The 14,104-nt window shown below is 39.1% G+C and carries 9 protein-coding genes; 8 read left to right on the top strand and 1 reads right to left on the bottom strand.

Going from position 1 to position 14,104, the window contains the following annotated elements:
- The first annotated feature begins 286 nt into the window (after positions 1-286).
- The 8 genes from trpS (at position 287) to PLA12_07275 (ending at position 12,707) form a co-directional block, all read left to right on the top strand.
- Positions 287-1,357, top strand: a complete 1,071-nt coding sequence (gene trpS, locus PLA12_07310; GenBank protein HOQ32303.1) for a tryptophan--tRNA ligase — start codon at positions 287-289, stop codon at positions 1,355-1,357.
- A 133-nt stretch (positions 1,358-1,490) separates the two neighbouring features.
- Positions 1,491-3,038, top strand: a complete 1,548-nt coding sequence (locus PLA12_07305; protein ID HOQ32302.1) for a sulfatase — start codon at positions 1,491-1,493, stop codon at positions 3,036-3,038.
- Positions 3,035-4,762: a hypothetical protein gene (locus tag PLA12_07300; protein HOQ32301.1), complete on the top strand. Its 1,728-nt coding sequence runs from the start codon at positions 3,035-3,037 to the stop codon at positions 4,760-4,762. Before PLA12_07305 ends, PLA12_07300 begins: the two co-directional genes overlap by 4 nt.
- Positions 4,763-4,806: 44 nt before the next feature.
- Positions 4,807-6,396: a hypothetical protein gene (locus PLA12_07295; protein ID HOQ32300.1), complete on the top strand. Its 1,590-nt coding sequence runs from the start codon at positions 4,807-4,809 to the stop codon at positions 6,394-6,396.
- 2 nt (positions 6,397-6,398) lie between these two features.
- Positions 6,399-6,794 carry a VanZ family protein gene (locus tag PLA12_07290; GenBank protein HOQ32299.1) on the top strand — a complete coding sequence of 132 codons (396 nt, stop codon included), beginning with the start codon at positions 6,399-6,401 and terminating at the stop codon, positions 6,792-6,794.
- Between the two features lie 9 nt (positions 6,795-6,803).
- Positions 6,804-9,029 (top strand): PBP1A family penicillin-binding protein, encoded by a 2,226-nt coding sequence (locus PLA12_07285; GenBank protein HOQ32298.1) that lies wholly within the window; start codon positions 6,804-6,806, stop codon positions 9,027-9,029.
- A 160-nt stretch (positions 9,030-9,189) separates the two neighbouring features.
- A complete protein-coding gene (locus PLA12_07280; GenBank protein HOQ32297.1) occupies positions 9,190-9,387 on the top strand; it encodes a hypothetical protein in 198 nt (65 codons plus the stop codon).
- 497 nt (positions 9,388-9,884) lie between these two features.
- Entirely contained in the window at positions 9,885-12,707 is a 2,823-nt protein-coding gene (locus PLA12_07275; GenBank protein HOQ32296.1) for a PhoPQ-activated protein PqaA family protein, read from the top strand.
- A 774-nt stretch (positions 12,708-13,481) separates the two neighbouring features.
- Here the strand turns inward: PLA12_07275 and PLA12_07270 are convergent.
- A partial coding sequence (locus PLA12_07270) for a PASTA domain-containing protein (protein ID HOQ32295.1) occupies positions 13,482-14,104 on the bottom strand: 623 nt, incomplete at its 5' end.

The raw sequence follows: 14,104 nt of genomic DNA, 5'->3' as shown, positions 1-14,104 counted from the left end.
AATTCCTCCAATAAGTTTTTGGTTTAATTTTTTATAATTATTTTTACTTTACTGTTATACCTACCGTTCGTTATATAACATATTCTAATATTTAATCAACCTAAAAATCAAAATGAAAATCTCCTCCAAATATTATATTTAACCTTAATTAAAATAAAATACTTTGCTAAAAGATGATATAAAATACATCTAATTAGAGTCTTTATTGCTATTTTTTATATAATCCTATTTATATTCTTATCCCCTTATTCTTTATAAAAATACAATAAATAAAAGAGGTTTTGTTATGGCTGAATCTTTTAAGAAAAAAGAAGTTATTTTATCTGGAATTCGTCCGACGGGTAGATTGCATTATGGTAATTATTTTGGTGCTATTCGTCATTTTTTAAAACTTCAGGAATTGGATACATCTACATGTTATTATTTCGTTGCCGATTATCATGCCCTGACAACGATTGCTACAAGAGAAAATATTTATCAGAATACCATTGATATGCTTCGCACTTATGTTGCTTGTGGTTTAGACCCGAACAAATCCATTATCTATCGGCAAAGTGATTTGCCCTGTACTGCAGAGTTAACTTTGTTATTGGGGATGATTACAAATATAGGTTTTTTGGAACGCGGGACTACCTATAAAGATAAAATGTCAAAATTACAGGAGGATGCCAAGATAGATGGAAATCCTCTTTCCTTTGGACTTTTAGGCTATCCGGTATTAATGGCCGCAGATATTTTAATAGTGCGAGCGGATAAAGTTCCTGTGGGCGATGACCAGCGTCAGCATGTAGAGATGGCTATTGATATTGCCCAGCGGTTTAACAGTCGTTTCGGAGAGACGCTTCATGTCCCACAGGCGGTTGGCAGAGAAGCCCTTCGACTTCCCGGTTTAGATGGTTCTTCCAAAATGGGTAAGAGTGAACATAATACTTTAGATTTATTAGATGATAAGGATACTGTATTAAAGAAGATTCGTGCCGTTGAGACATCCACAGACCCTTTGCCTTTACCTGTGGAAAGTAACGACCCGGACATTATTATTCCTCACATGCCTGCCGGTGTCGGTGTTTTATACAGACTTCTTTCCTTATTGGCACCGGAACCTTTATATCTGGATTTTGTTCAGAAATATCGGAATGGTGAAAAGTTTTATGGCAAATTAAAGCAGGAAGTAGCCCGATTGGTTTCCGAATTTAATGCACCTATAATTGAAAAATTCAATCACCCGGATAATAATCGAGATTATGTAGAATCCTTCCTTCGTGCCAATGCACAAAAAGTTACTCCTGTTGCTTTGAATACGGTAGAGTCGGTTCGGGAGGCAATGGGGATTGGACATTCTTTATATCGTGCATAATTCCTCACAAAATTAAAGTCCAATTTATTATAGATATTTGACTTATAGTATTTATACACACCCTTCAATTTTGTATACTAATACAATAAATGTAAATATTAAACATGAATCTATTTAATATGGGTAAATAACAATGCCTGCAAGGATAAAAAGCATATTACTCATTTTTTTCCTTTCTTCTTTTTGTTTCGAGTGCAGTAGAGCCGATGTAGTCTCTCCACCGAATATAAATAATGGTAACTATGTATCGCCGGATATATTTTTTATCGTAATAGACTCCCTTCGTGCAGACCATTTAGGTGTTTATGGTTATCATCGCAATACCAGCCCCTTTATAGATGAAATTGCTAAACAGAGCCTTATTTTTGAAAAAGCCTATTCCGCTTCGACATATACATGTGAAAGTGTGAGTGCTATTTTAATGGGGCGCTACCCCTCGTCTACTCCATGGAGTACAGGTTGGCGAGCACAAATAGACCCAACGGTTGTAACTCTACCTGAGGCTCTCAAAAATCAAGGTTATACAACTTTGTTGTTCACAGACCATCCCGCACTGGAAGAACAAATGTTCGGAAAAGGTTTTGATTATGTAAAAGTGCTAACAAAGCAGTTTGGTATTAGTGGGAACGGGGTTAAACTTGTAGAGGAAATCTTGAAATATATAAACACACTTGAAAAAGAAAAGCCCATTTTTATCTATGTGCATATTTACGACCCCCATGAGCCTTATGAACCACCACCTTCTTACTATCTCCGATTTGATAATAAAATTTATCCGAAACCTCTTCGCTTATATGATGAAATTCGGTTCCATTTGCCAGAATTGGTTCAGCAAGGTTTTGGTCCTGGTGAAGAGCGATTTGAAGATTTAGTTCTTCGTTATGATGCGGAAATTGCACTTACGGATGATTGTGTAAAAACACTTTATCATTCGTTACAAAAACTACGGGCTAATAGAAATGCAATCTGGCTGTTTACTGCCGACCATGGAGAGGAATTTTTAGACCATAACTTTCTTGAACATGCCTGGCGATTATATCTTGAGACCATTCATGTTCCGCTTATCGTTCATGCTCCTTATATAAGTTCGCAAAGCCAGAGCATAGAGGAAGAGGTGTCTTTGATAGATATGTTCCCAACACTTTTAAGAATGCTTGGAATATCATGGACAGACCCCCAATGGGATGGGATGGCGTTGCCTTTAACGGATTGGTGGAAAGGAGAGAAAAAGGAACTTCCCCAAGAACGAATTATTTTTTCAGAGTTATATCTTCCCTCTCGAACTATAGGTCGCTCACTGATTAAAAAAGGATGGCAATATTTAAATTGGCAACAATGGCTTACCTGGCAGGAATGTTCTGAATATGCCCAGAAGCAAAAACAACTTCGAGAGGAATATATAAGCGGGAAACGCCAACCCCGTTCGTTTTGTATAGAACCCGAATTTGAAGAATTATTCATTCCGAATGAAAAGGGATTTCCTCAAAAACTTGCAGATAAAACACAACATACCGAAATGTGGAATTATTTCAAAAAAGAATGGGAAAAATGGTGTTCATCCCGTCCTGTTATGAAAACTGACAAAGAAAAATTGGAATTAAATCCTCCTCCACAGGAAGAGCCAAAAGGGGAAATGAGTTCTGAAGAAAAAGAAAAAATTACCAGTGGAGGCTATTTTTGATGAACAAGGAGGATTCTTTCAACGACACCGCTCAATCCCTAAAAAATTTTATCTATTGCCCTTCCCTTTCGAAACAGGAGTTTTTGTTCCCTTTCCTATTGAGTATTCTTATCTGCCTTATAGGCACTTTCCCTTACCTATATGGCAAATACCTTGAACGGGAAAAGGGTGTTTTCATGGGTATGGTGGGCAGAGGCACTGCGGGTTCGTTTGGATATATCATGTTCCAGCGTCAGGCATGGGAAGGGAAATGGTGGCTCACCAATCAATGCACACCGAATTCTCCCCCAAATTCATATTTCAATGTGGAATGGTGGTTGTTGGGAAGAATGGCACGGCTTCTTCATATATCTGTGATTGGTTTTTTTCATATAGATAGATGTCTATCTGTTTTTTTGTTCCTCTTTACTATATATTATTTTCTTGCGATTATTTTCGATAGTATTTACCAACGAAGATTTGTTTTGCTTCTAATTACTTTTGGTTCTGGGTTCGGCTGGTTCATAGGGTTTTTAAATCATTATCTTCATTTATCCTTGCCGCTATCGTGGGACATGGAAGGAGTTCAGATATTTAGTTATCTTGTTTGTAAACCTCATTTTATTCGTTCCATAACACTTGCCGTTTTGATGTATGCGTTTCTTATACGCGGTTTCCAGACGGGAAAAACAAAGTATTTTGTTTTGTGCGGTATGATGGCTCTACTCCATTCCTTAATGCGTCCCTATCTGATACCTGAATCTTATATTATGTTTGCACTCATCCCTGTTTTGTTTTGTTTTATACAAAAGAAGTTTGAAAGGAAATGGTTCTACTTATGTGCTATCCCTGCTGTAATTCATGCTCCTGCTATTCTGTATTATCTATGGGTATCCGTGTCAGATGCATTAGGAATGTCGGGCTGGTCTGAAAATTATCAATTTATGGGCAAACCCGGCTTTTTGATTGAATATGTTTTAGGTATTGGCTGGACATGGACGATTTGCATGATATTCTTCGTATATCTTGTGAAGAAATGTCAAGAACGGATAAGTTTTTTAGTAATATTTGTCTGGCTTATGGTAGCATGGGGAATTTGTAATCTCTATCCCTATTGGAAAGCAGGTCAGGAATCGGGGTTATATACCTTTTTTATTGTTCCGCCCATTTTAAGTGTGATAGGACCCTATCCGTGGGTAAATGATTACATAACGAAACATACTACTACAGAAAATAATATCCTTCGCTTCCTATCATTTTTGTTTTCACGAAAATTATTACTTGCTATCCTGATAATTCTGATTTCAATACCTACAACAATTCTTGTTTATTATTCCATGTTTCGCGACTTAAAATATGGACATTCCCAGTGGGCTTATTTTTTATCGGAAGATGAAAATGCGGCGTTAGAATACCTGAAAAAAAATGGGAAAGAAGGAGAGATTGTGATGGCGTCACCAAAGACATCTCAATTCATTTTTGCTTTTACCCCTTGTCGAACAGTTACAGGGCATTTTATGCTTACACAGGATTATGCCCCAAAAACGGCGGATGTTTTTCGTTTTTATACTTGTGGAGATTTGTCTATTATGGAAGAAATATTAAAGAAATATAAGGTAAAATATATATTAGATGGACCGTATGAACAGGAAACTTTTCATAAGAAAGTAGAATTGCCCAATAGATATACTCTAATTTTTAACAAAGGGAATACAAAATTATTTACTGTTCCTGAATTCCGTTAACATTTTAATTATGACCCAAAGATAAATATAATAGAAGATGTGATATGTTAAAAAAATTTTTTATCGGTTCCAATAATTTTTTAATGTTCGTTTGTTTTTCTGCCTTGTTGACAGGGGAAATAGGGGCGGATAATAATCCAATCAGCCCCTTGTCCTCATTACAATCAAACATATCTACATTAGCATCTTTATCCCCACCTGCCCCGAATACAGCCGAATGGGAGGTGTTTTGGCAAACATTAAGAGAAAAATTAATGGCCAAAGAATTTACATTAGACGCATGGAAAAAACAAACCGCCTTATATTTTGAAGAAAATACTTTTAGTTTGGCTCATTTACAAGCATGGGATACTATTATTCGTCAAACACCGGAGTTCCGAAGTGATTTGCTTATGTATGCAACAGTATTTGCTTCGCAATCTATACTTAAAGAGGTTCAAAAGCAAATCCCCAACCTTTCCTCTATTTCCTTATCTTCTCAATTTTTATTAAGGAGTATAGACGACTTGAAAGAGTCACAGATTATACAACTGTCTGAAATGATGGATACGGAATTAAAAAAAACACCCGTTCGATTGGAGCAAATATGGAATGTTTCCATGCAACAATCTTTATCTACAGGAGCCCTCCCCTCTTCTGAGACTTTAGCACCTATTTCCGAATCTCTGATATACCTCTGTATGGTTTTATCTACCTATTTACCTGCGAACAAATTTATCAATGATGTCCAATTGCCGGAGCCTATGAAAAGTTTTTTCAACGAATTTAATATTTTGATTTTTGATGGTGGAATTTTAACAGAGCCTCATTATCATAGTTTGCGAAGTATCTTTTCCTGTTTTCCGCCCCAATTACATAATATAAAGATGATTATCATACCGGAGAAGGTAGGTATTTCGGCTACTCAATTGTTTGTTCCACTACAATACGGAATTGTAACAGACCTGCCTTTTCTGCCGATGGATGTTATGAGCAATCCTATTGAATTCCCCGCAAAATATGGAATGCAAATAGCTCCGGAATTTTCTATGCAGGTGGTAACGCAGATAATACGGGCAATACAATATGTCCAATTTCGACTTCGTCCCGAACTTCTACTCCGACGGAATGCCCTCCTTATGAGTGCTAAAATGCGAAATTATAACTATACCCGTCCAACAATTCGCCCCGAAGTTTATTTTAATAATCCCGATGAGTTGTTGCCTTTATCCGCATATCTTTGGATACTCAACACAGAAAAAGTGCTTCAGATGGCAGGAGATTTACTCAAAATTCGCCAATATTTTGCAACAGATGTATATCTACTCCTTGCAGATTTACTTTCTGAAGGCAAAGATACCACACTTACTTTTTTTATGGACGAAACGGGATATTTAACGGTCCGTGAAGCACCTGTTATGCGTGCACCGATTGATGAAGGCTATCCTGCTGTGATAACAATCTTACCTGAAAGATTGCCCCCTTCGTTTGTAGTTAAAGAAAAGACTGCGGGATATGGTTCAGGCTCTGTAGATTTGCAAAATCCTTCCATCCAGCAAGGGGGTAATTTCTCCTCTGGTTTTAATTCCACTGCCCCAAATAATTCCGATACTTCTATGGATAGGCGTATTTCTATTGAAACAAAAGGGAACTAAATGTGAAAACAAAGTATTTAATTATAACAGTCTTATATGCTATGTTCATTTTCTGGTTATCTATCCAGCCGATAACACAAATAACACCGGATTGGTTTCCGTATCAAGATAAGGTGTTTCATGCCCTAATGTATGGAGTTTTATCAACTCTTATATCGGTAGGAATGTTGCGAAGTGAACAAAAATATTCAAATAGCACCATTTGCTATATCTCTGTAGGCATATCCTTTGTTTATGGTTTTATTATTGAGATATGCCAAATTTTTGTGCCGACACGGTCTTTCGATTGGTTCGATTCATTGGCAAATTTGATAGGTTCCCTGATGAGCGTTATTTTAGTGATGTGCTTTTCATTTATAATTAGCAAATTATTTGTAACGGAAAAAATATCCCTGTAGGATGATAGAATGGAGTATACAGTTATACCTCAGCGCGGTTGTGCATGGCTATTTTTTAGTTCCATGTTAATAGTGGGAGCCTTATGGGGTTCGGCGCTCGGGGTGTTTGTGTGGATATTAGATGATGCTCAGAATGTTATTTCCTCTTTAGAAACTTTTCGCCCGAAAACAGGCACGAAAGTATATGCAGATACTGGGGAACTCCTGTATACATTTACGATTGAAGACCGACAATTAGTCCCTCTCAGCCAGATACCCCTCCATGTGCAAAAGGCGTTTATTGCTACGGAAGATGCCTTATTCTATTCGCACAAAGGTGTCCGACCGGATGCCATTATCAACGCTGTCCTTTATGGTCTACGCACAGGTCGTTTTCGCGGTGGAAGTACCATTACTCAGCAGGTTGTCCGAAATGTGGAGACTTTAGGTGTTGGGCAGGAACGGTCTGTAAAGAGGAAAATTCGTGAGGCTATTGTCGCTTTACAGGTCGAACGAGAATTTACAAAAGACGAGATATTAGAACTGTATTTAAATCAGGTGTTTTTAGGAATTAATGCTTACGGTGTAGAATCTGCTTCAAGGCAATATTTCGGGAAGAGTGTGCAGGATTTAACGCTAAGTGAAGGGGCAACTCTTGCGGGTTTAACTCGCGCTCCGAATATAAATGAACCGATTAATCATTTCAAAAATGCTATGGAACGCAGGAACATCGTTTTGGGACAAATGCTGGAAGAGGGGTTTATTACAGAAAAGGAATATCAAGAGGCTTTAGCTGAGGATTTATCTTCACGGGTAATCACACCTGAAAAAAGGGAGCAACTAAAAAAGGAAGGAATTGATATTTATGAACCCTATCGGATAAAGGCTCCTTATTTTGTGGAAGAAATTCGGAAAATTCTGCTCTCCAAATATTCTGTAAGCGAAGTGTTTGAGGGGGGATTAAGTGTATATACAACACTGGACTATCCCTTACAAAAAGTAGCCGAAGCAACTTTAGAAGAACATCTGACAAAGTTCGACAAACCGCGCCTTGATACAAAAGATTTTATTCCTGTTTCCGGTGCATTGGTCTGTGTTGATAATCGCCCGGGGTATGAAGGCTTCGTCCGTGTTTTGGTTGGTGGTAGGGATTGGGAAGAGGAAAAATACAATACTGCAACACAGGCAAAGCGACAACCCGGCTCCAGCGTGAAACCTTTTATATGGATGTCTGCTATAGCTTCAGGGATGACACCGTCCACACTGATTAACGATTCCCCATTCGTTCGTGTTATGCCTAATGGGCGAGTTTGGGCTCCGAAAAATTTTGATGGCTCTTTCCGTGGTCCTATTCCTCTGCGGCAGGCTATTGAAAAATCTGTAAATATTGTTTCTATTCGTCTGGTAGATATGTTAGGTTTGAATTTTGTTCGCACCTTTTTTGAACGATGCGAATTGAATACTGTGGTTAGCAATTCTGTAGGGCTAACATTAGGTCTGGGAACCGTAGAAGTGACAATACTCAGCCATACAATTGCCTATTCCGTCTTTGCTCATAACGGAATGAAATTCTATCCTGTGTTCATAAAAGAAATTCGTGATGCAGAAGGTTTACTTCTTTACGATTATCACCTATATCAACAAAAAGAGCAGGTGGTTGACCCGAAGGTTGCTTATGTTACCATGCACATGTTAAAAGGGGTTTGCATACCAGATCCCTCATTGGGTTACTATCCAACGGGACACCGTGCCAGTGCCTTGAAAAGACCCGTAGGAGGCAAAACAGGAACCACCAATAACTGTCGGGATGCATGGTTCTGCGGATTTACCACAGATTATACTACCGTTGTATGGGTTGGTTATAAGGATAATCGTAGTTTAGGTCGAGGAGTAAACTATACCGGAGGACGGCTTGCATGCCCCATTTGGGTTGACTTTATGATGTTTGCCGAAAAAGACCTGCCCGTCCGCGATTTTACAGTTCCTTCCGGTGTTCAATTCTACAAAATTAACCGTATTACGGGCACCCTTGGCGGTTCCTATATAGAAGCATATATTGAAGGAACAGCCCCACCTACTTTCTATGCAGTTCCCAAAAGAACAGAAGAAACCGTCCCTGAAGAAGCACTTCTAGAACCTATTGACAAAAATCAACCGTCAACATCTACAACAACAGAACCTGCAACCCCTTCTGAAACGGAAGTTGCCCCTCTCCTTCCACCAGAAGAACAACAAAACCCTGACCCCGGCTTCTAACACATTCCCCTTATATACAAGAAACCCTACGAATGTATAAACTCAAAAAATGGCTATTACAGGGAGATGTGTGTGGTAATTTCCTTGTATGAAAAACTGTAGGACATGGGCAACATATAACTTTTAGCGTCTTCACAATACGGCGAAGAATACCAAGAATATGAATAAAAAAGAAATAAAATCGTTATATGTGCGTTCTTTGGTGTATCTGGGACCATATATGGGACCTATGGGACAAATGAGATTGATGAGACTAATAGGACTGATGGGTGATAGGACTGGTGAAACCGATGCGACATTGATGTTAAATCGAGTAAAGGGGTTAGTTATCATAAATGACTCGAATAAACAAGAATAAAGTAGCCGAAGTGTCTTCGCTTCAGGTATTTTTAAGTAAATAAGTCTTTTTACCACAAAGAACACAGAGACTTTACACAAAGTTCACAATGTAGGGGTGAAACATGCTTCGCCCTCCTCTGTGTCCTTTGTGTAAGATTTCCTTTGTGTCCTCTGTGGTTGATTTGTTTTACCACAAATATCTTTAAACGAAATAAGGGCACGGCATGCCGCGCCCCTACGATTTCGTCTATTGCAGTAGGTGTCTTTTTACTCGTCCCATTTGTCCCATTTGTCTCATTCGTCCCAATCGTCTATTCTTCAGAAAAACCCGTATTCGAAAGATAAGAATAATAATAAATCATCTTCTCAACATAGTAAATTAATGAACTATTTTTTATGTATCGGTATTTTAAAAAGGAGGGGATTTTTGTCCCTGCTGTATTTGGATTAGGATATTAATTATCGGTATAGTTAAAATATAATAAAATATTGCAAATCATAAAATTAGGATAGAAAGTGTCAAGTATATCAGGAGACATACCTTCAAATATTGGCGTATACCGCATAGATGAGCGAATTGCTGAAGGTGGTTTTGGTGTGGTTTATCGTGGTTTTGACCCGCGTTTGAAACGGGAAGTTGCCATTAAAGTACTTCATCCTCAGCATTCCTCAGAACCGGGGCGTGTAGCTCGGTTTCTTCGTGAAGCACAAAGTGCGGCTCGTCTAAACTATCCGGGTATTGTCCAGATTTATGATATTGTTGAAGAAAATCAGCGGTTAGCGTTAGTGATGGAGTATGTTCACGGGAAAAATTTAGACCGATTTATTCGGGATAATCCAAGTCTTTCCTTAGTAGAACGAATTGATATAGGTGTGCAAATAGCAGAGGCGTTGTATTTAGCCCATCAAGCGGAGATTGTCCATCGGGATGTGAAGCCAGCGAATATTCTTGTTGATGATAATGGAATTGTTAAATTAACGGATTTCAATCTTGCCCGACTGAGGGATACATCATTAACTCCGCTGACGGGTGAGCATAATGTATTAGGCACACCTGCTTATATGTCACCGGAACAATGTTTGGGTAAGGAAGCAACTCCTCAATCGGACATTTATTCGTTAGGTGTTGTTTTATATTTTATATTCACAGGGTCCTTACCATTTGAGGCGGAAAATTATCTGGCTCTGATGAGGCAACATACCGATACTCCACCTACTCCTGTCCGTCTGATAAATCCCGACCTGCCTGTCTCTCTCGAAAAACTTATTTCGCAATGTCTTCTAAAAAATCCGGAAGGAAGACCTTCCTCAGGCAAAGAAATAGCAGACCGTCTTCGCGAAATCAAGAATGATTTGATAAAGAAAGAATCTGGGGAAATGCCTGTTTTAGAACAGAAGACAATGATATTGTCAGATACCACAACTCCTATAACGACGGAACATACATTACAAAATAAAGAAACGCCCCATGGATACCCTATAACACCCAGCGACAGTCAAAAAATACAATATCAAACACCTACCCCGACACCATCACCATCAACTCCCCTGGACCCTAAAACCCCCGCTGGAGCAACTCCAACACCTCCCCCTTCAGTGCCGCATACGCCATATGAAGTTCGTAGTGGAACTGTAAGCCCTACTCCTATGGCAATGCCGATGCAACCATCTCCAACAGTTACCGCAAGCACACCTATACCACCCAATCCGACTGTTATGGGAACTCCTTATACCCCTATGCCAACCCCTTTCCCTTATGAAACCGTCGCATTGCCTCCAAAACATTCAAATTTGAAAACAAATCTATTTGTTATGCTACTTCTTCTTATTTCGCTGATTTCTCTTTGTCTGAGCGGATTTATTGTATATACCTATTACTTTAATGGAGCACTTCCGGGAATAGGAAAAAGTCTAACATCGTTAACCAAACAAGAAACATCCAACACAGAACCCATAGACTATTCAAAGGTATTATCAAACTTTGTAAAAGAATATGACAATAATTATAAATTTGAGGTAATTGAAGAGAAGCAAGGTGATGGCTACAAAGCATATATCCTCGATTTTACTTCCCAGAGTTGGCATTCGGAAAAGACCGTTCCCCCTGTATGGAGACATTGGCTAACTGTAATTGTGCCCAAACAACGGGTAAAAGATATCGGGATGCTGGTGCTGACAAATGGATTTTCGACATCCGAGACGCCTATGAGTGAAATTCCCCCTTATTTCATTTCACTTGCAGTATCCTCAAAGTCAGTGGTATCCATACTTGAAGGCTTTCCACGGGATAAGGTAGGTATCTACAAAACCCCAACGCAAATAGAACATTTAGAACCTGCTGAATTTTTCAGCTGGAGTTTAAAACAATATTTTGAGACACATGAGACCAGTTGGATAGTTTTTTGTCCATTAGTCAAGACAGTAGTTCGGGCTATGGACGCAGTTCAGGAATTATTACTGAAAAATTTGCGTTCAGAAATTCCCCTGAAAGAGTTTGTCCTGTGTGCAGATGCCCCTTTCTTTGCATCTTGGTTGGTGCCACCGGTGGATAATCGTATAACAGCGCTGGTCTCCATAAATGCTACAGGTTTCCATCTGGAACAACAAATAAAACGTATGTTTATGGATGAGATAGCCCTTCCGAACCTCTTTGCAGAAATGGACGACGCTGGACTATTCCCCCTATTAGAAACAGAAGATGGCGAAAACTTATTAAAAGTAATAGACCCTTATTATTATCGTGAAGCATTAAAAATTCCGAAACTTATCATCTCTATAAGCAATAACCAATGGCAGGATATGATTTCCCTTTCCGAGCAGGTTATTTCTGAAATACCAGACCCTGTAAACTGGCTGATTTATCCGCAATTGCAATTATCACGCGAATATGCCTTCTTACCCCAACAAACACTTTATAATTTCACACCGACATCCAATTCCAATCTCCGCATATATGATTTTAAGGATACCATACAGGTGTTCTATCAGCGGCTGTTAGGACAGAAAAATATGCCCGTTTTCCAATGGGAATTTTCCTCACAAGGGGATTGTCGTATTCGAGTGAGTGAAGAAATTATAGAATGCCGATTATGGTATTGCAGTGCGGACAAACGGGGAACTATTTTCCAGCCTGAAAACAAAAACTGGAAATATAAAGTACTCTCTGAATCAGCAGAAGGTATTTACAGATTAACAATACCTGTCCAACCCCAACAATATACCGCAGTATTTGCGGAAGTTATTTTCCCCAGTCTAATGGGTGTCCATTTCCCACTAACTACCGATATTCATATCGTCCCACCCCAAAATACAAACGAAACCAACAATATCAGCCAGTAATAGAAAAATTACCAATAGACATAGGTAACAGATTTATACTTTCCTCACTATCGTAGGGTTATGACATACCGTGCCCTTATAGGTCTATAAAGTAAGAAAATCGTAGATAAAGCCTCCTGGCTTCGAATTCCTTTTGCTTTGTAATCTTTGGAAAAAGTCTTTGTGCCCTTCATGGTAAAAATTTGGCAAGATTTTTACAATACAAATCTATGAATGCAGAACGAAAAAATACCGGAAACGGTGACACTTCAGCTACATAAGTGCGATTGACCAATCGCCCTATTATCCCGATGGAAAAAATCGCCTTATTATCCCGACAGAGAAATCTGTATTTCGTTAATGCCCTATCAATATCGCAAATCCCCGTTATAAAATTGATATGCCATCATCACATTGTTAGGGCGAAACATGTTTCGCCCCCTACATTATTTTGCCTTTATTTACATCCTCCTTATCTTGGATATTTATTTTCACAAATTATAAAAAGGAATTGTTTTGCAAGGGTGATTGGCTAATCGCTCTTACATTATGAACTTTGTGTAAGGTCTTTGTGCCCTCTGTGGTAAAGAATAAACATGTAAAAATCACAGGAGCCAGGAGGCTTTAGATACTTTTTATCTGTAAGATATTTTTAATCTATCGCGGTTATGGGAATAAGATTGCTACTTTGTCGTTTGTCTCTCTTATATCAAAACAATACTCGATAAAACATCATGGGCGGATTTATAAATCCGCCCATGTCTTATTTATTCTCTATAACATTAACCTGTTTATTCATAACCCTGGGCCGGGGCAATAGCCATCTTCGCTTTCAGGGTCTTCCGGACAGGGATGATAACCACCGCTGTTGAAGAATTGGATTAATCGCAATAATTCACTTAACGATATATTCCAATCCGACGGATTATAGTCAGAGGCATGCGGATGACAACTCTGGTCACCTGGACCCGGTGCATAACCATCTTCTCCGAAGGAATCGCAATGATATGCTCCATAATTGAAGAACTGGATTACGCGCAATAATTCCGATAGGCTTATTTGCCCATCTCCATTCTGGTCTGCATTATGGTACGGTCCTGTGGATATGACTAAATTCACTGCACTGCCTGGCGGCACTTGTTCTCCACCTGCTGGGCTCTGGCTAATCACACTACCCGCAGGCACTGTATCACTGCATTGCTGACTTATTGTCCCTACCGTCAGTCCTGCTCCTGTTATCGCACTCTCCGCCTCCGCCTGGCTCATGCCAACTACATCCGGAACTGTAACTGGACACGGTCCTGTGGATATGACTAAATTCACTGCACTGCCTGGCGGCACTTGTTCTCCACCTGCTGGGCTCTGGCTAATCACACTACCCGCAGGCACTGTATCACTGCATTGCTGACTTATTGTCC

The sequence above is a fragment of the Candidatus Hydrogenedens sp. genome (assembly GCA_035378955.1).
Lineage (GTDB): Bacteria > Hydrogenedentota > Hydrogenedentia > Hydrogenedentales > Hydrogenedentaceae > Hydrogenedens.
The sequence above is the reverse complement of the archived record's forward strand: the minus strand, read 5'-3'. Positions and strand labels throughout refer to the sequence as shown.